We start from the raw sequence: 22,024 nt of genomic DNA on the forward strand, positions 1-22,024 counted from the left end.
TAAGTAGACAAATATTGAATAACACCTCGGCCAATTAAACGTCTGGCCGAGGTGTTTATCGTCTTGGTGGCAGCTATTACCAGCTAAGCTCTGGGTCGATACATTGATAAATTTGCCCCACACTCTGTTCAGTATTGAGTAGCTCATGGGCCAGTCTCGCTACTTCTTTCCGGTGAATCAAACCATGGACTTCCTGGTGTTGTGAGAGCTGACCGGTGTGGGTGAGATCACCGTCTTTCAGGCCGCCAGGGCGCAGAATGGTGTAATCAAGCGTACTGGTTTGCAGCCAGGACTCGGCTAGTGACTTCTCTCTTGCCGCTGCCCCAAACCCTTGTTTAGAGCGCTCAGACAAATATTGCCATGAGTCACCACAACCTAGGGATGTCACCAGTAGAAAGCGCTTGATATCGTGAACTTCCATGGCATTAATCAGGTAGCGATGACCGATATAATCCACTGGTACGTCAGCACGATAACTGCCCATGGTCGAGATGACCCAAGCCTCTTTTGGCAGGCTGGATACCGTCTGTTCTACCTGTGATTGAATGGTGGCGTCACAACTTAGTGCCTGCACTTTTAGCTCGGCTAAACGTGGGTTTTTTGCGGGGTCTCTAGCGACACCTATTACTTCAAAACCCTGCTCATGAAAATACTCCACCATGGCAGCGCCTAAACCACTGGCCGCACCGAAAATAACAACCGTTTGCATACTTTCTCCTAGTTTGAACAGGTGATCAGTGTCTATTGATTCTGGAAGAAATACCAGTGACCCCATCATACAAATCCGGTAGAACTATGAATATGGAAAAAGTCATGGCTGGGAAACCATTTTGTCCTGATTTCTGAACCGAATAGGGCAAAGCTTCAAACGCCAATGAACCACATGAAATTAAGTGGCTGGCATCAATAAAGCAAAATAGATTCAACATCCATAGGAGAAAGTATGAGAGAAAGAATAAGAATGCAGTTGCTGGTATTTATCACCTTAATATTGATGGGGCATGCTGCATTAGCTGAATCGCAAAAAGAGAGAAACAACCTGAACGGTTTTTGGGTGGAAACCTCTGGCAGAGGAGTGTTAGCGATTGACGGTGATATAGCGACTTTTTCTCCAAAGGGTGATTTGCAGGCTGATGATCGATATCAGGTCGAGCAGAACGGCAATGAAGTGACACTGACGCCAGGCAAAAACAGTGTCACATTTCATAAAACAATGACCACAACCATTGACTGGAATAAGGCTGTGCTGAGCTTTAAACATAATCGTTATACATTCGTTCCGGCACCAGAAATAAAAGCTGCTGAGCTGGACGGTTACTGGGCTGAAGAGAGCAAAACAGGCAATACGCTGGAAATACGGGCGATGGAGTACAAAGACCAGGCGAGTCGCTATGATTTCTATTGGTGGAAGGTGAATAACGGCTATGCGAGTTTTCAACAAGGTGTGGATGAAAATGTACCACTCAAAATCGTCAATGGTTTTGTTTTTACTAATCCCAACTTATCTGATGCCTATCGTCACTACGCCATAAAACGAGAAGGTGACACTATTTATTATGTCGATAGTAATGGTGCAACCTGGTCAGAAACTAAAACCAAGACGCTCAAACAGTATCAACCACCCAAAGGTTATAGAGATATGACGGCCATCGTCGAGCAATATCAGTGATCTTCCTTCATCATGAATAACGCTTAATATTAAGGGGCTAAAGTGATGGCCCTTTTTTATTCCCCGTGGTGATAGTTTTATCCAGGTTAGTGACGTCTTTCACATTTGCAGATAAGGTAGAGCGACTTCATCATTTTCATAGCAATAAGGATGCGTATGCAGAGATTACTGACCTGGTTTGGACGACGAGAACTCGCATTTTGGATTGTGCTGCTATTGCTGTCAGGCTCTATGTGGTTATTCATGGAAGTGGCCGACGAAGTCATGGAAGGTGAGACTCAAGCGATTGATGAAAGGATTTTGTTGTCTTTACGTCATGCTGATAACCCTGAAGAACTGTTGGGCCCACCCTGGTTAGAACAAGTCGGGCATGACATCACCGCGCTTGGAGGCAATACCGTACTGACATTGCTCAGCGTTTGGGTGATGATTTTCTTATTACTGATTCATAAACGTAAATTAGCCTTGGTCGTTCTGCTGGCTACCGGCGGCGCATTACTTGCCAGCTTTATGTTGAAGAGTGGCTTTGACAGGGCAAGGCCGGATTTGGTGACACACGCCACCATGGTTTACACATCAAGCTTTCCCAGCGGGCACTCCATGTTATCAGCCAGTACTTACCTGACACTGGGGGCTTTGCTGGCACAGTTTCAAACCAGCTGGCAGGTGAAAATACTCATTATTTGTACATCTATTCTGCTAACAGTATTGGTCGGTATCAGCCGTGTTTATCTGGGCGTGCATTGGCCGACAGATGTTGTCGCTGGTTGGACGGTAGGTTCTGCCTGGGCCCTTATGTGTTGGTATCTGTCTCGTCAGTTTGTGCATGAAAAAATCGACACGGTGCCGAATGAGTAATCAGCTTTGAGTCACTCAACGACATATCAAATTCTGGCACGGATGGGCTATGCTGCCAGAGGGCTTATCTATGTCACTATCGGCGTGTTGGCTTTTCTCTCTACGCTAGGATTGGGAGGAGAAGAGGCGAGTAGCAAAGGTGCCATTCTCAATCTCAAAGAGCAGCCTTTTGGTCAAACGCTGTTAGTCATCCTTATTATTGGTTTGCTTGGCTACATTATTTGGCGCTTTACTCAAGGCATCAAAGATGCCGATGGGCATGGTCATTCGTTTAAAGGCTTGGTTGTGCGTGGCTCCTTAATCGTAAGTGCCATTACTCACAGTATTCTTTGTTACTGGACCATCAAGTTATTGCTTCATAACACAGAGGACTCGTCAGACGATTCGGCATCTTCCAGCCTCTCGGCCTATCTGGGATCAGACATCACGGCTTTCGTCGTTGGTATTATTGGCTTGATATTAGTTGGTGTGGGTATTGCTCACTTGTTTAAGGGCTATAAAGCTCGATTTGAGCAATATATGGCGATGCCAGAGTCTCAATATCGCTGGATGAAGAGAGTCTGTCAGTTCGGGCTGATATCGAGAGGCATCGTCTGGTGCATTATTGGCTGGGTAATTTTGCGTTCCGCCTTTATTTCTGGCACCAGTGAAAATAAAGGGATCAGTGACGCGTTGGAATGGTTACAGACAACACCTTTTGGCAGTTGGCTCACCATGACGGTGGCTATCGGCTTAATAGCTTTTGGTCTTTATAGCTTTCTGGAAGCGGTATATCGCCGTATTGAGCATTAAGCGATCACATACAGGGAATAATTTATGCAGCATGCCTTGATACTGATTAACCCTCACAGCCGCAATGGTAGTGAAGACGCTTTGCAAGAAGCCATAGAAACACTGAAATCGGGCGGGTTTGAGGTGTCAGTGAAAGAAACCGAAAGCGAAGATCACTTAGTCACACTCATTGAAAATTATGAACGTGAGGATGGCGTGATTATCCTCGCCGGTGGTGATGGGACTATCAGCACTGGGCTGGAAGCGATACATAAATATCAACGTACCATGGCGATATTCCCACTGGGCACAGCCAATGACCTGGCGCGATCGCTGGGTGTACCACAAGATTTAATCGCCGCCGCACAAGTCATTATTGATGGTAAACGCGAACGGATCAGTCTGGGCAAAGTAAATAATCATTTTTTTGTGAATGTTGCTCATATCGGACTGGGCGTGGATGTCACCCGAGAACTCAGCTCAGATAGCAAAAAATGGTTTGGTGTGTTGGCCTATTTAGGCGCCTTCTTCAAAGCCATCAAACGAAACAAAAGTTTTAAAGTCCATATCAAAACCGATGACTGGCAGAGCTCAAGTCGAGCGATTCATCTTGCTGTCGGCAATGGCCGATATTACGGTGGGGGCAATATTGTTGACCAGCGTTCTACCTTAGTAAACGGTCAGCTTCATTTGTTTTTTATCAAGCCACGACCATGGTGGCAATTGTTATTATTGGGGCCTAATTTACGTGATGGGGCATTGGCAAATGAGCGTCATATCGTGCGTCACTCTGCTCAACACTTTAGTATTTACACCTCTAAACCCAAAGAGCTGGAAGCTGATGGTGAATTTAAAACCACGACCCCTGTCGAATTTGAGATTATCCCTGAAGCCATAGAGGCAATTGTCGGGGACATACCTACCGATTCTGGAGACGTTTAATATGTCGATAATACGAACAGATGCACAGGCTGATGCCCTGGAAATTCTGAAATTACTCATACAAACAGTCGATTTTTACCGTGCAATGGGTGAGGAATTAAGCAAAGAAAATATTCAGCACCCGCTATTTGATATTGCAGACGAACGTGAAGCGTTCATTACCTCTTTTCAGCAAGTCACCAAAGAACTCGGCGACTTACCCTCCACACCCGATGCCGACAGAGAATGGATTGAAGAAATTGGTGGGAAACTGACTCAACTCTTTTCGGATGATCCTAAACAGACAATTGAAGAAAAATGCCTTGAGAAGGATGAAGTACTGGCCAACCTTGTTAACACCACCACACTCGGTGAACAATCAGCAGAAATAAAGCAACGCCTAGACTCACTCGAGCAACACCTGAAAAGCTCAAAAGCGCGTTTAGCTGGTGACTAGTTAGAACGCGATAGTTTGATATTAAAACTGAACCCGAAGGATGCCAATGTGCTGGCACTATTTTTCACCCTACGCTTTAACGGTTGGCCTCATAACTCTCTAAATAAAAAATGACTTTCATTAATAATCAACGTGTTAGACTTTCTAGAAAGGAATTATAAGGCCGCCTGTTTAATATTTATTATGAGGCTAGTGGCCTCATAAAACACTCTGTTAGGCTAAAAAAATAATATCGGAGATTCAAAATGCAAAATGTTGCAACGCCACTGTATCTAGACTGGTCATTTTGGGCTGTTGTAGTTGCATTTGCAGCGATGGTTCTATCTCAACTCCCTCCAATACATGTAATGTTAAAACGAGCCAAACTTGATTTAGAACTATATTCTAAGATATCTATTACGCATAAGCTTGGGAATCCGAATCTCCAATTGCATTTGATCCTTAATAATATTGGAGGTCGTCGAGTCAGAATAAAAGACCTAAAGGTGTCTATCTCAAAAGATGGAACGCATTTAGCAAATTTGCCAGCACAAAATTACTTGCAGAATCAAAATGATCAGAATACGGTCCTCTTTACTACTTTTGCTCTGGAGCCTAACGACGAATGGGCGCATATTACAAACTTTCTCAACTTTTTTAACAGAGACGACGAGAAAATTTATCAAAAAATTGAAGGCGACTTACTTACTGACTTTAGATCACACAAAAAAGAAACAAATGATGAAGGGAATAAAGAGGAATTATATGAGCATCCTGATGAGCTCGTGAGTCCTGCATTTGATTTTTTCGAAAAGCACTTCTGTTGGAATGCTGGTGAATATAATATGTCGATTATCGTCACAACTGACACAAAATCAGCTGATATAACTAAAAACTACAGATTCACAATATTCGAGTCTCACACAGAAGCCCTGAGTGCTATAAAGGATTACTTTAAATACGGTGGCGGCTTGTATTGGAACCCAAAAATTCAAACAAGCGTAATCCTTGAAGTATCTGAAGCCTAACAACCAGCTCTAGGCAGGCGCCCAAACGTACGTGCTTTTTGTGGGGTCGCTGTGCTCACTTTACCAAAAAAAGCCCTCCAGTTTAGGCGATGGTGAGCTGGGCATTATATGCTTAGGTCATCCAGGTCTCATAAAACTTCAAGTTGACATCAAATTATCCGTCAATCAAGATACGCGAATGAACACAAATCGTACGCAAAATGTAGCTCGAATTATTATCATCATTCCATAGGAATGGTGGGATTTTTGATGCGTTGAGAATTTATCAAACCCGCCCTAGAGGCGGGTTTTCTGTTTCTGCCTCCGGGGATTAATCTTATTTGGAGGAGCTAGAATGAAAAAAATAGCTGTATTCGGTAAGCCTGCTAATGGAAAGTCAACTTTAAGTAAGAAGCTAGCATTAGCTACAGGTATAAAATTGTATGCCTTGGATTCAATTTTATATAAACCAAATGGAGAACAGGTAGACCGAAAGAGCTACGAAGAACTCCATGAGAGCATTCTTTCTTACGAAGAGTGGATCATTGAGGGCTTTGGCCCAATGGATTCAGTGGAGTCGTTTAATAAGCGGCTAGAAGAAGCTGATACTTTGATTTATGTAGAATTACCGTATTTTGTCACTTATTGGTTAGTGACGAAGCGCTTTCTAAAGGGCCTATTCATAAAGCCAGAGGGCTGGCCCGAAGGAAGCTCGGTTTTAAAGGGAACGCTGGAGAGTTATAAAGTGTTGAAGCTTTGTCCCAAATTTTGGAATGATCGGTTTATGCAAAGGTTAGAGAAACTATCGGCTGATAAATCACTACATGTTATTCGCACAGTTTCTGAGTTAAATAGCTTTGTAGAGAGACATGTGCAATAAACAGCACATAACAGACTGTTAAAATCAACAGAGTCAGAATGTTTGATTTTAGCCTTTTTTACACTGACCCAAATAATTAGGGATTTTAATTTCAATCATTAAGGACAACACTATCATGCTAAAAAATTACATTAAGCACGCACATCATTTTCTTTTTATTGTTCTGGCAAGCATCTCCATGCAAGCCCTCGCTTCGGATAGCCTTATTCCTGAGCGTATTGAGTCGTTTGAAATTAATGGTCTTTCGCTTAACTCCTCAGTCGAAGAGTTCAAGGAACTCACAAAGAATGGCTTTAAATGTAGAGTTAAGGATCGTTTTGATGTTAATTATTGGACATGTCGTTCTAACCAGAAACAAAAAAACAAGATAAAGCTAATAGTGGGCGTTGATAACAATAAAATCGTATCAATTAACTACTCCAGTCAAAGCACCACAAATTCATTTGCTCAGTTAAGAAGTGACACCGCAGAATTGAATCAGGTATTGCTCGAAGAAGGTTTCGCTCACACAGGAAGAAATCCGAACGACAAAGAAATCTTTTTTTATAACAATGATGAATCGCCTGTCACGTCTAAGACAGAAATGTTTCTTAAGACTACGCTTGAGTGTTCAATGGAAAAACCAAGTATCTATGGCTTGGAAGTCACAATAATGACAGTTGGCCAGCTTGATAACGTCGGCGTGACGATGTACAAAATGCACTGCTAACAAAATTAAGTTGGCAGACCTTTGAGCTAGTACTGTGTTTCCTGTTATCAATCATATTTATATGAGAGGGTTTCCAATGAATTCAGCATCATTTAGTCAAATCGTCAAAACCATACTGACACTGTTGTTCATAGCCACAAATCTGGTTCCAATCGCCTCTGCGCGACAGGACTTACCTGAGTTAACAGCGGAACTGAAACAGAAAGCTATGGAGTGTCGTGCTGCACGCAGCGACTGTTTGCAAGCGTGTAATTTTCCATCGCGGGAGCTTGAGCGTGGCAGGGAGGTAGCGGATGCCGATATTCAAGCCTGCCGGGACGCCCATGCCAAGCTCGTACCTCAAACAACACCTGAACCAACATGGACGCCTGAATATGCTTCGATTCCGGATGTGGTTGGCGTCTTACGCTTTGGATCCTCAGTTAATGCAAAAGGGCGTGATGATTGGAAGCGTTATTGCCGGTCAGCCGCTATAGTCGGTGACGGTGCGCCGTTGGATATACCTAAAGGCGCCACCGTGAAGGTGTCAGGGATTCGTTATGTGACCAATCCTATTAATACCTTTGACTGGAGTAAGAACGCCTGCCGTGCAGATAGTGTTGAGGTTCTCACGACCCCCTAATTATTGTGGAGCTTGGTACAACGGTGATGAGACATAATCAGTTGAAGTGTTGCCTTTGCCAGAAGCTAGATGAGCAAGATGACCGTAGGGATTGAAGGATATGAGAGACATATATCTCGCTTTATTGAAACCAGCCAAGCGTTGGATTTTCAAATTGTATGCAGAGATTTTGTTGAGTATTTACCCCTGAAAAAGTCATGTGCTGGATGTGGGGGCTGGCGCTGGCCAAAATGCAGCAGCATTAGATGAGCTAGGGTTTCATGTTACAGCCATAGAACCCATGCAGGAGTTCAGAATTGCCGCCCAGAATTTTTACAAAGCGTCATCTGTAAAATGGTTGGCTGGTAGCCTCCCTCATTTATCAATTCTGGATTCAGCGGATGCTCATAAATTTGAATTCGTTTTAATAGAAGGCGTTTGGCATCACCTAAACGACAAGGAAAGAGAGCAAGCAGCTGCCACAATTTCTAGCATCGTAAAGCGAAACGGGAAATGCGCTATCTCATTGAGAAACGGACCTGCCGGGATGGGAACACGTATGTTTCCTACTGATCCCATGCAGACTAGCGAGCTATTTAAAAAATACGGTTTTGATTGTATTTTTATGGCAAAAAATCAAGATAGCATTCTACCTAATAAGGAGAATGTAAAATGGTCACGCATCGTTTTACAAAAGCAATAGATAGATGCCTAACGAGTGAGTGTTATTGACTCCCTCGACTGAGACTTTTTCTACGCTTTTATTAACTCTCAAATGCAGGCGTGACGATATTAATCTCCTGACCCTAACTATTCTGTATTAGAGAGTGGTTTGTCTTTAAACATCGATCCCCCCAATTACTTTGCCGCTACGGTGGCGTCGGTGGTTGAGGCATAATCGGTGCCTTTTCGGCATCTTTTTGTTTTTTATCGTCAGGATCGTCTGGTTGATATGTTCCCTCTGAGGGCTTTGGCGCCTCAGGCGTTTCTTCTGCTTCTTTTTCTTCTTCATCTGAGAGCTTCATCGAAGCAGCGATAAAACTTGAAACGTTTGTTGGGTTTTCTGTGTATATATTTTGTAGTGTCATTGTATTTTTCCTTGAATTAGTTAAAGAAGACTTCTCGCTATTACAAGAGTGAAACGACTTATTTGATAACTCTGAGTTGAGTAGAGTGATAATCACTAATGAATGATATTGCGGTAGATATACATTATTGTTGAAGAGTGTTCTTCACTACCTATGAACTTTCACCCTAGCAAAATAGGACGCCTAACACAATTAACTGGGTTTACCATCAATAGATGTATCCTTGATTCAGAGTGAGATAAACAGTGTGATTGAATCTGTGGCATCTGTTTACATACGGGTATAAGATGAACTTACCCAAATAAAATGCTGGGGGAGTGAATGTGAAACGTAAAACATGCGTTTGTACTATTAAAGCTGTGTAGGTCGTCAGATGTGCCAGAGCAAATCTGACCAACCAGTTTACGTTGAAAGCGTTTTAGAACAGAAACTTAAACTGCTTTTTACGGCGAGCATTTTTTCTATCGCCATCAATGCCTCGCTAGGTTTGATACTGATTATTGTTCAACTCCCGGTGACGTCAATGTCGACCTCCTTGAGCTGGTACGGGGTGTTGGTGATTGTTTTGATCTCAAGATGTATTTTGTTGGTGTGCTGGCATAGAGATCATAACAAAGCAGAAATTAATCAGACTAGATGGCTACAGTACTTTCGTTTCAGTGTTTTGATGTCGGGCACCATCTGGGGAATAGGTGGCGTCATCCTGATGCCTCATGACAATATTGCCTATCAGGCATTTTTGTCATTTACCATTGGCGGGATAGCTTCGGGTGCAATGGCATCACTCTCAGTGGATCGGAGATCGGTAGTGGCTTTCGTTCTTCCCACCATGCTGCCACATATTGTCATTCTTATTGGGCAAGGTGAAACGATAACATACGGTATGAGCGCCATGCTGGTGCTTTTTTTATTGTTTATCTTTCTGGCGGCTAAAAAATCAGGCGAAACCTTCCTGGAAAATGCAAGGCTACGTATCAAAGCATTAGAAAGCGAATCACGCTTGCGAATGATGTTGGACTTTAGCCCCACTGCGGCATCCATTATTGATATCGACACACAAGAAGTGGTCTTTGCGAATAAAAGTTATGCCGCTTTAATCGAAAAGAAACATCAGGAAGCTTTAGGAGTCACGCTTCGACGTTATTATGCAAATAAGGTTGAATACGATGATACGGTGAAGTTAATTGAGTTCGGTCAGCAAGTGAATAATCAATTAGTTGAACTGCACTTCCCTGATAGCCAGCAAACAACGAAATGGGCTCTCGCCTCCTATCTTCAAATTGAATATCACAGCAAGCAAATGATTTTGGCTTGGTTTTACGATATTACAGATAGAAAAGTCATGGAGGAGCATGCCCAGCATCTCGCTCATCACGATGCACTGACCGGGTTGCCAAATCGGATCTTATTCAGAGAACGGCTGCACTTGGCGATGACCATGGCAGAGCGGGATAAATACGCCTTAGCCTTAATGTTTATCGATTTGGATGAATTCAAACCGATTAATGATACCTACGGACACGATGTGGGGGATGCGGTGTTGATTCAGTGTGCCGAACGCATCCGTGACTGTCTCCGTAAACCGGACTCCGTCGCCAGACTCGGTGGTGATGAGTTCGTCGTGTTGCTGCATAAAGTCAGTGATGAACAGGCAGCCATCCAGGTTGCTGAGAAAGTATTGGAGTCATTGCAAAGCCCCATGACATTTGAAGATTTAACTGTCAGCGTCGGAGCCAGCATTGGCGTGGCGCTCTACCCTGTGCATAGTACAGAAGAGGATGGGCTATTAAATTGTGCTGACTTTGCTATGTACGAGGCGAAAAGAAATGGGCGAAACCGGGTCAGGTTGTTTCAGAATGAGTATAAGTAGCTGACTTCTTGTCATGTAGCGTTTAAGTCATACAACAATTTCCACTCAAACCGGTCACTAACAGGCATAATTTGCAGAACAACTTCATTTACCTGCATAGGATTCAGCTTTGTTAAGTTATCGTCATTCATTCCATGCGGGTAATTTCGCGGATGTGTTGAAACATATCGTGTTGATCGAATTGCTTCAGCATATGGTGAAAAAAGAAAAAGCTTTTAGTTATATTGATACCCATTCCGGGGCGGGCTTGTATCATTTACGTTCGGACCACGCTGAAAAAAATCAGGAATATCAAAAGGGTATTACAAAACTAATTGCGTTGGATTGGCCTGAGCTACTGTCCTATCAGACGGCAGTGAAAGTGGTGAATGCTGGCAATGATCTGACGTTTTATCCTGGCTCACCTTTGTTGGCGACGCAGTATTTACGGTCTCAGGATCAAGCCTGGTGCTTTGATCTGCACCCAGAAGACAGTGTGTTTCTGGCAAATAATCTGCGGCCATTTAAACAAGCGCGTGTCAGACGGGAGGATGGTCTGAAAGGTTTGCTGAGTTTATTACCGCCTGATTCACGTCGGGCACTGGTATTGATTGACCCATCTTATGAGATAAAGTCAGATTATGATGAAGTCTTTCAGACTGTGCTGAAAGCTCATAAAAAATTTGCCACGGGAACATATGCGATTTGGTATCCGGTGGTAGACAGAGCGCGTATTAACCGACTGGATAAACAGTTAATAAGCAGTGGTATCACGAATATACAACGCTATGAACTTGGCTTAGATGCCGATTCCTCCAGACGCGGTATGACGTCATCTGGGATGTTTATTATCAATCCGCCCTGGCAGTTAATGGAAACCATGACGACATTATTGCCCAAACTGGTGAAAGCTTTGGGCGAAAACACCGGTGCGTTTTATCGGGCTGACATGCTGGTGGCGCAATAGAAAAGACGTTCTTCATCAGCGCTTCAATTATGGTGATATATCGGATTTCGGCAAAGATCATAGCGCACGGTTTCTTTCGGTTCTGTCTTCAACTATTCTAGCGATAACAATTATTTAGCATGATCATGCGGATCATCGGTGGGATGGCTGACAAATTTTCAGTAATCAGCATCTCTGAAACAAAAAGTTTACGGAGTAATAACAGTGCAGAAAGTAGCCATTTTGCAGCATGCAGAGGGTGAATGGATTGGCTCGATGCAGGGTTGGTTTGCTGATAAAGCGTTTGAGTTGCAGACATATCGCCTGGATTTTAATGAAGCATTACCGACGATTGATACCTTTGATTGGTTATTAATCATGGGTGGTCCGATGAGTGTGAATGATGAAGACAATTATCCGTGGTTGCCCGCTGAGAAAAAGTTGATTAAAGAAGCGATTGAAGCCGGTAAAAAAGTGTTGGGCATTTGTCTGGGGGGCAACTGATTGCCTGTGCGATGGGGGCGAAAGTGTACCAGAATGAACAGCAGGAAATTGGCTGGCATACGGTTACAAAGACCGATGATACCGCTACCTGGATGCCTGATTCATTTGAACCATTAAGCTGGCATGGTGAGTGTTTTGAACTGCCTGTAAATGCATTTCCCTTCGCGAGTAGTCTGATTACTCCTTATCAAGGTTTTCATCTGGGTAAATACGTCTGGGCATTACAGTTTCATTTAGAGGCAGAGCACGGTACGGTCGATGCATTTTATGCTATCGAGAAGTCCTTGCCTGAAGGCGAATATGTGCAGAGTGAAGCGGAGTTATTTGATGACACGCCGTACCTACAACAAAGCCGTGAAGCGATTTTTGCGTTATTACATCAGATGAATGATTAAATAAATAGTCTAGTGACGCCTTGCGTGACTAGACTGTTTCTATGACTTCAAACGTCATACCCGCATGGATTTCACCATCACTCAGCACGTCTGCACGTAATCCACTTTTATGCACAAAGGCTTTCACCACGTCTTTTTTAGCTATCGTGTCATTACTTAATAACTTGCCAAGTGTGGCGCAGGGCTCACACAGCTCGATACCCTTGAAACGCACACCACCAATCAGAAACTCTTTGCCGACCAGATCATTCAATCGGATGCCTTGGGTGATGACATTTCGTCGGGTATCGGCCAGTTGGATACGCTGCTGGTAATTATTGTTAAAGGCTTCGATTTCTTCCATTTCAATAAAGGTAATATTCTGCCCCGGCCACTGAGCACGATCAAAGTTACGGTCACCGACGATGCCTTTACCCATGATGAGGTCGACCTTATCGACTTTAAGCTGTTTTCCAAGATTGTGTTCAGCAATATAGATGGTATGAATCATGGCCATGTCCTCAATAAAAAAAGGAGTGAACACCAAAGGTATCCACTCCAAGGAACAGATCGTTTAAAAACACTCAGTTAGAGCTTCAGCACAAAGTGTTTGGTTATCGGTTCGATGATTTCCCAAGTACCGACAAAGGTTTTTTCAAACACCATGGATTCGCCAGCACTTAGAGTAAGAGGTTCACCACCTTCAGCCGTGACAATCGCTTTACCGGCCATGATGTGGACAAACTCCCAACCACCATAGGTCGCATGATAGGTGCCTTGAGTCGCTTCCCAACGACCTGACAGTATGCTGCCATCTTCGCTTTTGTATTCAATCCATGTCTTCATGGTCGGGTTGCCCGTCTGTTTCACCCAGCCATCCAGATCGGATTCAATCGGCTCAACGGTTTTATCGATAATCTTGGTGACGCTTGTCATGATTTTCTCCAGTCCATATAAGTTGTTTAGGCTTCTTTCGCCACAGGAATTTCGCTCTTATCAGAGAGATAGGCTTCCAGTGAGTCATCCAGTGCATCTATCCAGGGAGTATGATGTTTAGGTGACATGGTGCCTGTCATCAGTGAACGGTAGGAGTGATCACGGAAGGTCATAATGTTTTCTTTTTTATGATGTTTCCATTCAAGGAAGGTTTGGTTGACTGCCGGAATATCGAATGACGGATAGTCGGTCATGTCAATCAGTTCCTGAATGTAATCACCTTGATAGGTATACATTTCTTCAGCGGTTTCCAGCGTCAGTTCTTTTTCACGCCAAGCCATACTATCGGCTTTCATCTCTTCTTTTGATGGTAATGGGATACGTCCCATAATCACATCACGGGCATACCAGGCTTGAGCATCAAACATATTGAAGCTATACCATTGATCCTGCATACCAATGTAGAAGAATTTTGGATTGTCTTCCCACACCACGCCTTTGTATAGGTCGAGTGGCCATAAGCGGTTATTGGTCACCAGTCGCAGATCATCATTGAGGAATGGGAAGTGGTGAATGTAGCCCGTGCATAAAATAATGGCATCAACGTTTTCAGAGGAGCCATCAGCAAAATAGGCTTTTTCCGTATCAACACGAACCAGATTGGGTCTTTCATCCCAGTTTTCAGGCCATTTATAGCCCATAGGTGCCGTGCGATAGCAGCTGATCAGTTTTTTCGCACCGTATTTATAACATTGCGAACCGATATCTTCGGCGGAGTAACTGCTGCCCACCAGTAAGACGGTTTTATCTTTAAATTCCAGTGCGTCTCGGAAGTCATGGGCATGCAGAATGCGACCACCAAATTTGTCGAATCCTTCAAACTCAGGCACATAGGGTGTGGAGAAGTGACCGGTACAACAGACTACATAATCAAACTCTTCTGAGTAAATCGTGTCAGTGCTATGGTCCTGCACAGTGACGGTAAACGTCTGAGTGCCTTCGTTGAATTCAACATGACGAACAGCGGTATTAAAACGGATATATTTTCTGACGCCGGCTTTTTCAACACGTCCTTTGATGTAGTCCCACAACACTTCACGAGGCGGGTATGAGGCAATCGGTTTGCCAAAGTGCTCGTCAAAGGTGTAATCAGCAAACTCTAAACATTCTTTCGGGCCATTAGACCACAGGTAACGATACATACTGCTATGAACAGGTTCGCCATTTTCATCTAAGCCTGTGCGCCAGGTGTAATTCCACTGGCCGCCCCAATCAGCTTGTTTTTCAAAACAAACGAGTTCAGGAATATCTGCACCTTTTTCTTGTGCGGACTGGAATGCTCTCAGTTGTGCCATACCACTTGGGCCTGCACCAAGTATCGCAATACGAGTTGCCATAGGGGTTCTCCATTAGTGTTATTTAGTCAATCATGCTGCGAAAATCGACAGCGCTTACCGACCAAAATAGCTCGCTGTGTTAGCGGGAGAAATCCTCTTGAGTGGGTATCCCAAAAGGGTAAAAGTGGGGGTAGATTAGCTTAGAAAACATCATCTTAATCAGCTGTTAAGACTCAGTAGTTAACAGTAGAATGCCCTCCACACCAAGCACCATGCCGCTTTCCGAATAAAGGCCTCGGCCTTTATCCTGCACACTGACTTCTTTGCCATCTGCCCGGGTTAAACGGTAGTGAATATCAAAGGGTGAAAATGTTTCTAATGCCTGTTGTACATCCTCCCATACACGGGTGGCATCATCTGGATGAATAATAGACCCGAGCGAGACTTGTGACTGGTTTAGCATGCTCTCAGCTGTGTAGCCGGTAATGAGCTCACAGCCCTCACTGACATATTCCATGCTCCAACTGGCATTGTTCCTTGAGCGATACAACATAGCAGGCAAGCGGTCGACCAGGCTTTGTAAGCTTCGGTGGCTGGCATGGCGCACTTCTTCATTTCGTACTTGTGGTGTGATGTCACACAAGGTGGCTGAAAGCGGATAGAGCTGGTCTTTATTGACAGATTGAATTCGCATTTCACACCAACGTAACTCACCACTCGCACTAATTAGGCGAAACCAGACTGTTTCATGCTGGTTAGGTGTGATTTTATTGAGTAGCTGTGACCAGCTAGGGAGCTCTTCCGGATGCAGAAAATCAGAAAATAAACGGCCAAGCGTTTGTTCAACGGGAATGCCGGTGATGGTTTCCCAATACTGATTAATAAATTGCACCTGATGCTGTTTGTCGAGTAACAACACCACATCATTCAAACTATTAAACAGCTTCAGTAATTGCGCTTCTTCCGCTTGCGTTTGTGGCTGACGGCGAGGCCATTTCAACAAGGTCATTTTTACATTTCCTTGTCCAGTAGCTCTGCGGAGAGGTTGCGGTGAGCCCACGCTGCCAGTTCAAGTCGGGAATGCAGGTTTATTTTACGCAACAGACTTTTTACATAGACTTTAACCGTGCCATCACTAATACCCAGTTCACGGGCAATCAGTTTGTTATTTAGCCCTTTAGCTATAAAAAATAGCGTTTCACGTTCACGCTCAGTGAGGTGAGACAATATAGAACTGGAGGGGGTGTCCTCATCTTCCTTATTTTCACGCAGATGGCTGGCAAGAGACGTAATAGCACCGGCATTCATGGCGACATTCCCATGTAAAACCGACAGTAATTGCGACAAAATCTCATCAGGTGGTGTGTCTTTTTGCAGGTAACCATTAGCACCGTAGCGTAGAGCTTCGAGCAATTTATCCTGTTCATTACAGGCGGTGATAATGATGATTTTTAATTTATCGTCATGTTCACGTAGTTGTCTCAATACACCCAGGCCCGACTTGCCGGGCATCTGCATGTCCAATAGTAGGATATCCGGGTAAGTATTCTCTATGTTGTCGAGTAAGGCTTCAGCATTATCGTATTCAGCAATAACGGTCATTTCTTCACTGTCGTTGAGCAGTTCAACCACGCCACGACGAAATAAGGGGTGATCATCGACAACCACCACAGTAATTGGGGTATCACTCATTCATTCGCCTCCAGATCCAGGCTGAGATCAACCCGGGTGCCGCCTTCGGGACGGTTATTAATCTCTAAGCTGGCGCCGATACGATCAGCCCGTTCTTTCATAATCTGTAAACCAAAACTATCACTTCGGGCGGCTTCTGGGTTAATGCCCGTCCCGTTATCTTCAATTTGAATATGAATGAGTGAGCTCGTTTTTAGGAGGAGTACCACACGTGCATGTGTGGCATGAGAGTGACGGACGATATTACTGAGGCTTTCACGAACGATATACAGCATTTGCATCGACTGCTGCGGTGACAACATATTTAGAGGCAGACGATTGTCCAGTTCGAATACGATAGCCGATTGATGTTCAAACTCTTTTATAGAATTAATCACACCCTGTGACAGATTCTCACTTTGCATGGTCAGACGTGAGGAGGTTATGAGTTCGCGTGTTTGATGATAAGCGCATTGTGTATAGGAGGCTAAATCTTCAGTAATCGGTTTCAGTGAACTGAACTCATCCTGCTGACAGAGTTTATCCAGTTTCAGGCTTTTTAGACGTAAGTATCCTAATACCTGTGCCAGTGAGTCATGTAGTTCAGCCGCATACATCGCACGCTCGGATTCCAGGGCCTTTTTTAATTTGCTTTCCTTGTGATACCAGGCTTGTAAGCCTTTATATAGGGTGTTTTCAATGCTGGCGGTTTTCCACTTTAATTGTTTAGTACTTGGCACCGTGTCACGAAATAAAAATAAGGACCAGACCGTCAGATTGTCGTGCTCGAATAAACGGTTGGGGGCGACAGTCAGGCCATCTACTTCCATCATGTCACTGGTATCGGGTGCCTTACCGACAGTGAATAAGTGATGCAATGACTGCATCAGTTTTGCTGGTGGCGCTTGCTCCAGACCATGATGCATAAAGGTTTCAGAAGTAGACGGGTTACTGAACAAAATCAACAGCTCTGCTTGCTGTTTATGCGGAAATAGATCCTCCATCAGGGATTGGAGTGATTTTAGTACAACGGGCAGGGTTTCACTGATATGTTCAGCGGTGGCGAGTTTAAAGGCTAAGTCATTGAAGTCTAGAGAGGGTAATTCCTTATTTTTGGTGACAGCGCGTACTGTTTCACCAAACCAAGTCTGCCCATCTATCCAGCTTTTGAGTTTGATATTGATCATCTGTATTACCTTCGCAACGTCCACACCAGAAATGGAGTGGTCTGTCTTACGTTTGTTTTGTTCTGTAACAGCAGATTTTGTGCCATTTCACTGAGTATTTGCCGGGTTATAACTAATGGGATACTCCATCAGGAGGATTGAATTATGTTTACTGAAGGTAAATATTGTTAAACCTAGAGAAATTTATTTTTTTGTCAGACAGGCAGAACAATATTGTGCACTTTTCTGGTTCAGAGCCTGTTGAGCTTGCACCAGAGATGAACAAAAATCACGCCGGCTTATCGCTGGAAGACAAGGTAAAACATGTTAGAAATGATCGAAGAAGAATGGGATGAAGAACGGTTTCTTAATCTGCAATCGCCGATAGATAGCCAACAATTTCGAGTTGAGGGACAGCAAGCGATCCGCTTGTCGTTACATGTGGGGGATGTGCTTGAAATCAACAGTGTCGATGGTGAACAGCCCGGCGAATTAATTGTGTTGGATAAGCAAGGACAAGTGGCGCCTCAGTTATTAGATGCCCGCTCGCCAGTGAATGCAGATCATGTTCAAAGGCAGTTGCAGCAGGATGATCTGGCTGCGAAGGCCTTAGCCCAACAGTTCGAAAGCTGGCAGATTCATCCTGAGCAGTATCAGACGGTATTACGTGTTGAAGGTCATGAGTCTCCAAGCTTTGTTGCCTATGCTGACTTAACGGTCGTCATTGTCGCCGCTGGGGCCAGTATGTCTATCGAAGAACATACACCACCGACTGAATTACAGGTAGTGGTGAAATATGCGGATCCGTTGGCCGAAGTGCTACCTGAGCCACTAGCTGAGATCAAAAAAGAGATACGCATTCCTCGTGCATCTGCTCGCACCTATGAAGTAAAAAAGGGCGAATGGATTCAGATTATCGATGTTTCTGGTAAGCAATGTTCTGACTTTATCGCCTTTGACAAACAGGCCTTAGAGAATGGTGAAGAGGTCGGATTGGACGCCACCGCGACGCGAACCGTTATAGGCTTGAGTAATCCTGTGCCTGGTCTGCATTCCCGTTTTCTGGGACCGGACATGATGTCGATGGTCGAAGTCGTACAAGACACCGTTGGTCGTCATGATAGTTTCCTGTTCGCCTGCACAGCCAAATATTACGAAGACAGTGGTTATTTTGGTCACATCAGTTGTACTGAAAACTTCAATAACGTACTCAAGCCATATGGCATCAAGCCTCGTGCTGGATGGCCAGCGATTAATCTATTTTTTAATACTGGTATTGAGCCTTGCGGCACGGTATTTATGGATGAGCCCTGGTCTCGTCCTGGTGATTATGTCTTGATGAGGGCAGATAAAGATCTGATTTGTGCTTCATCAGCCTGTCCCGATGATATTGATCCGGCAAATGGCTGGATTCCGACAGATATTCACGTCCGCATTTATGGGGAAGAACACACTTTCCCTCGTTCAATAGCCCATCGAATTACTGCTGAGGAGCATCCTCGTATGACCAAAACATCTGGCTTTCATAGCCGTACATCTGCCTTAACCAAGAAATTTATTGAATATGCCGGCTATTGGGTCGCAGCTGAGTATGAAGGTTGGGGTGCTAATGCGGAATATCTGGCGTGTCGTGAACGCGTTGCGGTACTGGATTTAACCCCCTTCGTAAAATCGATATTACCGGGCCTGATGCGGTGGCCTTTTTGCAGTATCTATTGACACAAAATGTACGACGTATGGCGGTGGGTGAAATCGCTCACTCGGCAATTTGTCTGGAAACGGGCGGCATGATTGATGACGGTACTATTTTCCGTATGGCTGATCAGGCTTATCGCTGGTTCTGTGGTGATAGTTACACCATGGTCTGGATGGCTGAAAAAGCCAAAGAAAAAGGCTTTAAAGTCAGCATTCGTAACGCAACGGAGCAGATTCATAACCTCGCTGTACAGGGGCCAGATAGTCGCGAATTACTCAGCCAGATTATCTGGACATCAGAAAGTCAGACCTCAGTAGAAAAACTGAAGTGGTTTCACTTCACCATTGGGCGTTTAGGTGGGCCTGATGGTGTGCCCGTGATGGTGTCTAGAACCGGTTATACCGGTGAGTTAGGTTATGAAGTCTGGTGTCATCCGGATGCGGCTGAATCTTTATGGGATGCCGTGTGGCAAGCAGGGCAACCTTTTGATATTGCTCCGATGGGATTTGATGCACTGGATATGTTACGTGTTGAAGCAGGTCTGAGCATGGCGGAATATGAGTTTGGTCCAGATGTGACACCGTTTGAAGCGGGAACCGGATTCAGTGTGCCATTGAGTTCAAAAGAGGAGGATTTTGTCGGCCGTGAAGCATTGGCTCGGGAGAACCCAGAAAGCCGACACAAATTAGTTGGCCTGATTCTTGATGGTGGCGATCCTGCAGCTCATGGTGATTTGGTGTATCAAGGTCGATTCCCAGTAGGTATTGTGACAAGTGCCATTATGTCGCCTTTGTTAGGTAAACAAATTGCGATGATTCGTGTAGCCCCGGAGTTTGCAAAACAAGATACACGGCTGGAAGTAGGTAAGCTGGATGGTATTCAGAAACGTTTGGGAGGTCTGGTCACAAAACTGCCTTTTTATGACCCAAAACGTGCCCGGCTGCTTTCCTAGGTTCAGCCTTTATAACTGTTTATAAAAGGAAACGTTGTATGGGGTGGAAGCTGTTTAATACTGGGCGTTTACAGTATGTATCTGAGTCAATTTTATCGGTTGTTGATAAGTCGATTGAGTCGCCGTTTAAACGTGTGCCAGTGTGGATGCATAGTTATTTGCGAGCCCCGATAGATCGTATTGGCGACTATCTGTCCTCTTTGCAAAAGGCGCATCAGGCTGAAGTAGAAGAGTTGAACCATAACCACCAACAGCTTTTGATAGAACAGCGGCAAACGTTTGAGCACGAACTGGACGCGCTCCGACAGCAATCGGATTCATTGAATCAAACCTTATCTTCTTTGTATTCAGAAATGGATCATTTGCAAAGTGAAAACCGACGCTTATCAGGTGAGGTTGATAATAATAACTTAGCTAAGTCAGCGTTGACTGAGGGTGTTTGGATGTTAACGCTGGTAAATGGTGATCCTGATAATGAGAAAAGTGTCATTACTTGGTCAGAACAATTCCGAGAGTTGTTAGGCCACAAACGTCAGGAGGATTTTCCAGATGGGTGGGATAGCTGGTTAAATGCTATTCATCCTGAAGATATGGATGCGACCCTGGAAGCGTTCACAAAACATATCAATGATAAAACGGGCAGTACACCCTATGTTGCCGAGTATCGTTTAAAAATGGCGACGGGTGAGTATGTCTGGTTTCGTGAGCGGGCGGCGACCATTCGTAATGAAGAGGGAGTGGCTGTGAAGTCAGCAGGAGCGATTCGCAATATCAGCCATGAGTACAGTGCTCGTGAGCTGCATACCATGGAAATGGAGCGTGCCGAAACCCGTATGACGGAAATCCTCACTGTTGCGGATGTGATCACCGAAATTACTCAGCAAACCAATTTACTGGCCTTAAATGCCGCTATTGAGGCTGCCCGTGCTGGTGAAGCCGGGCGCGGATTTGCTGTCGTGGCAGATGAGGTGCGTAAGCTGGTCTACCGTACCGAAGAGGCGAATGACAAAATACGGACAATGGCTCAGGCCGAACGTTAACTTATCCGAGTTTACATAACTTTACCCAGCTTAGCTGAACTATGTCTTACATAATCATGACGTACTTATGAGTCCTTCACTATTGGGATGTGAATTCATAATAAAAAGGAGAAAAAAATGAGTACGTTAAGAAAAAGCTTAACTGTCATGACCTTGGCCACACTATTGATAAGTGGTGCAGCATTTGCAAAACAAACCACGGTGAAAGCGGAAGGCACGAAATTTGACCCACTGATTGTTAATGTAGAGCCTGGGGATACGGTGAACTGGACCAATATGGATATTCATAATGTGCACTTTATGTTTCAGCCAGATGGGGCAAAAGATTTAAATCTGAGATTGGCCAAAATGTCTCAAGAGAATTTAGTAAAGAAGGTATTTATGTGTACCAGTGTGATCCGCATATTGGTCTAGGTATGGGGGACGCTGTGGTTGTCGGCCATGCCACAAACTTAGATGACTTAAAAGCAGCAAAATTACACGGTGGATTAGGCCGAATTGCACATAAAGTCATGAAAGCTGAATCGAAATAGCCTATTTCCCTTCTGAATTTCTCTCTCGTAAAAAGGCGCTCGTTTGAGCGCCTTTTTGTATTTTGAGCGTTTATATTCCT

Annotated in this window: 25 protein-coding genes and 1 pseudogene; 18 read left to right on the forward strand and 8 right to left on the reverse strand. The window is 44.3% G+C overall.

Features of this window, described 5'->3' with window-relative positions; translation table 11 throughout:
• Positions 1-76: 76 nt before the first annotated feature.
• Complete coding sequence (locus tag QUE24_RS08265; RefSeq protein ID WP_286303390.1) at positions 77-709, reverse strand: SDR family oxidoreductase; 633 nt, start codon at positions 707-709, stop codon at positions 77-79.
• A 234-nt stretch (positions 710-943) separates the two neighbouring features.
• On the opposite strand from QUE24_RS08265, the gene QUE24_RS08270 reads away from it, so the two are divergent.
• The 10 genes from QUE24_RS08270 to QUE24_RS08315 all read left to right on the forward strand — a co-directional run bounded on the left by QUE24_RS08270 (position 944) and on the right by QUE24_RS08315 (position 8,555).
• A complete protein-coding gene (locus tag QUE24_RS08270) occupies positions 944-1,669 on the forward strand; it encodes a hypothetical protein (protein WP_286303391.1) in 726 nt (241 codons plus the stop codon).
• Positions 1,670-1,825: 156 nt separating this feature from the next.
• Positions 1,826-2,527 carry a phosphatase PAP2 family protein gene (locus tag QUE24_RS08275; RefSeq protein ID WP_286303392.1) on the forward strand — a complete coding sequence of 234 codons (702 nt, stop codon included), beginning with the start codon at positions 1,826-1,828 and terminating at the stop codon, positions 2,525-2,527.
• 6 nt (positions 2,528-2,533) lie between these two features.
• On the forward strand, positions 2,534-3,319 hold the full coding sequence (locus tag QUE24_RS08280) for a DUF1206 domain-containing protein (protein ID WP_286303393.1): 786 nt from the start codon (positions 2,534-2,536) through the stop codon (positions 3,317-3,319).
• Between the two features lie 24 nt (positions 3,320-3,343).
• Positions 3,344-4,240 (forward strand): lipid kinase, encoded by an 897-nt coding sequence (locus QUE24_RS08285; RefSeq protein ID WP_286303394.1) that lies wholly within the window; start codon positions 3,344-3,346, stop codon positions 4,238-4,240.
• A 1-nt stretch (position 4,241) separates the two neighbouring features.
• Positions 4,242-4,676 (forward strand): hypothetical protein, encoded by a 435-nt coding sequence (locus QUE24_RS08290; RefSeq protein WP_286303395.1) that lies wholly within the window; start codon positions 4,242-4,244, stop codon positions 4,674-4,676.
• Between the two features lie 245 nt (positions 4,677-4,921).
• Complete coding sequence (locus QUE24_RS08295) at positions 4,922-5,683, forward strand: hypothetical protein (protein WP_286303396.1); 762 nt, start codon at positions 4,922-4,924, stop codon at positions 5,681-5,683.
• Positions 5,684-6,017: 334 nt separating this feature from the next.
• Entirely contained in the window at positions 6,018-6,542 is a 525-nt protein-coding gene (locus QUE24_RS08300; protein WP_286303397.1) for a P-loop NTPase family protein, read from the forward strand.
• 115 nt (positions 6,543-6,657) lie between these two features.
• Complete coding sequence (locus QUE24_RS08305) at positions 6,658-7,251, forward strand: hypothetical protein (RefSeq protein ID WP_286303398.1); 594 nt, start codon at positions 6,658-6,660, stop codon at positions 7,249-7,251.
• Positions 7,252-7,327: 76 nt separating this feature from the next.
• Entirely contained in the window at positions 7,328-7,873 is a 546-nt protein-coding gene (locus tag QUE24_RS08310) for a hypothetical protein (RefSeq protein ID WP_286303399.1), read from the forward strand.
• 208 nt (positions 7,874-8,081) lie between these two features.
• Positions 8,082-8,555, forward strand: a complete 474-nt coding sequence (locus tag QUE24_RS08315) for a class I SAM-dependent methyltransferase (RefSeq protein ID WP_286303400.1) — start codon at positions 8,082-8,084, stop codon at positions 8,553-8,555.
• Positions 8,556-8,721: 166 nt separating this feature from the next.
• Here the strand turns inward: QUE24_RS08315 and QUE24_RS08320 are convergent, their stop codons facing one another.
• Positions 8,722-8,940, reverse strand: coding sequence for a hypothetical protein (locus QUE24_RS08320; protein WP_286303401.1), 219 nt, complete (start codon positions 8,938-8,940; stop codon positions 8,722-8,724).
• A gap of 523 nt (positions 8,941-9,463) precedes the next feature.
• Between QUE24_RS08320 and QUE24_RS08325 the strand changes: the two genes are divergently transcribed.
• From QUE24_RS08325 to QUE24_RS08340, 3 genes and pseudogenes are all read left to right on the forward strand, one after another.
• The gene (locus QUE24_RS08325) at positions 9,464-10,810 is read left to right on the forward strand and encodes a sensor domain-containing diguanylate cyclase (protein WP_286303402.1); all 1,347 of its coding nucleotides are present in this window, start codon (positions 9,464-9,466) and stop codon (positions 10,808-10,810) included.
• Between the two features lie 109 nt (positions 10,811-10,919).
• Positions 10,920-11,756 carry a 23S rRNA (adenine(2030)-N(6))-methyltransferase RlmJ gene (locus tag QUE24_RS08330; RefSeq protein ID WP_286303403.1) on the forward strand — a complete coding sequence of 279 codons (837 nt, stop codon included), beginning with the start codon at positions 10,920-10,922 and terminating at the stop codon, positions 11,754-11,756.
• Positions 11,757-12,125: 369 nt separating this feature from the next.
• Positions 12,126-12,634: pseudogene (locus tag QUE24_RS08340) on the forward strand (type 1 glutamine amidotransferase).
• Positions 12,635-12,662: 28 nt separating this feature from the next.
• Here the strand turns inward: QUE24_RS08340 and QUE24_RS08345 are convergent.
• The 6 genes from QUE24_RS08345 to QUE24_RS08370 form a co-directional block, all read right to left on the reverse strand.
• Positions 12,663-13,124, reverse strand: a complete 462-nt coding sequence (locus tag QUE24_RS08345) for an MOSC domain-containing protein (RefSeq protein ID WP_286303406.1) — start codon at positions 13,122-13,124, stop codon at positions 12,663-12,665.
• Between the two features lie 77 nt (positions 13,125-13,201).
• Positions 13,202-13,549 carry a cupin domain-containing protein gene (locus tag QUE24_RS08350; protein ID WP_286303407.1) on the reverse strand — a complete coding sequence of 116 codons (348 nt, stop codon included), beginning with the start codon at positions 13,547-13,549 and terminating at the stop codon, positions 13,202-13,204.
• 26 nt (positions 13,550-13,575) lie between these two features.
• The gene (locus tag QUE24_RS08355) at positions 13,576-14,946 is read right to left on the reverse strand and encodes a trimethylamine monooxygenase (protein WP_286303408.1); all 1,371 of its coding nucleotides are present in this window, start codon (positions 14,944-14,946) and stop codon (positions 13,576-13,578) included.
• 166 nt (positions 14,947-15,112) lie between these two features.
• Positions 15,113-15,895 (reverse strand): PAS domain-containing protein, encoded by a 783-nt coding sequence (locus QUE24_RS08360; protein WP_286303409.1) that lies wholly within the window; start codon positions 15,893-15,895, stop codon positions 15,113-15,115.
• Between the two features lie 2 nt (positions 15,896-15,897).
• The gene (locus tag QUE24_RS08365; RefSeq protein WP_286303410.1) at positions 15,898-16,578 is read right to left on the reverse strand and encodes a response regulator; all 681 of its coding nucleotides are present in this window, start codon (positions 16,576-16,578) and stop codon (positions 15,898-15,900) included.
• Complete coding sequence (locus QUE24_RS08370; protein ID WP_286303411.1) at positions 16,575-17,744, reverse strand: sensor histidine kinase; 1,170 nt, start codon at positions 17,742-17,744, stop codon at positions 16,575-16,577. The genes QUE24_RS08365 and QUE24_RS08370 overlap by 4 nt, the downstream gene beginning before the upstream one ends.
• Before the next feature lie 303 nt (positions 17,745-18,047).
• Between QUE24_RS08370 and QUE24_RS08375 the strand changes: the two genes are divergently transcribed.
• From QUE24_RS08375 to QUE24_RS15805, 5 genes are all read left to right on the forward strand, one after another.
• Complete coding sequence (locus tag QUE24_RS08375) at positions 18,048-19,442, forward strand: DUF1989 domain-containing protein (protein ID WP_491562452.1); 1,395 nt, start codon at positions 18,048-18,050, stop codon at positions 19,440-19,442.
• Complete coding sequence (locus QUE24_RS15995; RefSeq protein WP_491562453.1) at positions 19,439-20,371, forward strand: aminomethyl transferase family protein; 933 nt, start codon at positions 19,439-19,441, stop codon at positions 20,369-20,371. Before QUE24_RS08375 ends, QUE24_RS15995 begins: the two co-directional genes overlap by 4 nt.
• Before the next feature lie 38 nt (positions 20,372-20,409).
• A complete protein-coding gene (locus QUE24_RS16000; RefSeq protein WP_486196031.1) occupies positions 20,410-21,411 on the forward strand; it encodes a methyl-accepting chemotaxis protein in 1,002 nt (333 codons plus the stop codon).
• Positions 21,412-21,528: 117 nt separating this feature from the next.
• Positions 21,529-21,825 (forward strand): cupredoxin domain-containing protein, encoded by a 297-nt coding sequence (locus QUE24_RS08395; RefSeq protein ID WP_286303412.1) that lies wholly within the window; start codon positions 21,529-21,531, stop codon positions 21,823-21,825.
• On the forward strand, positions 21,795-21,944 hold the full coding sequence (locus QUE24_RS15805; protein ID WP_350226577.1) for a cupredoxin domain-containing protein: 150 nt from the start codon (positions 21,795-21,797) through the stop codon (positions 21,942-21,944). Before QUE24_RS08395 ends, QUE24_RS15805 begins: the two co-directional genes overlap by 31 nt.
• The last annotated feature ends 80 nt before the right edge of the window (positions 21,945-22,024 follow it).

Origin of the sequence: Methylophaga marina (genome assembly GCF_030296755.1) — a bacterium.
GTDB classification, from domain to species: domain Bacteria; phylum Pseudomonadota; class Gammaproteobacteria; order Nitrosococcales; family Methylophagaceae; genus Methylophaga; species Methylophaga marina.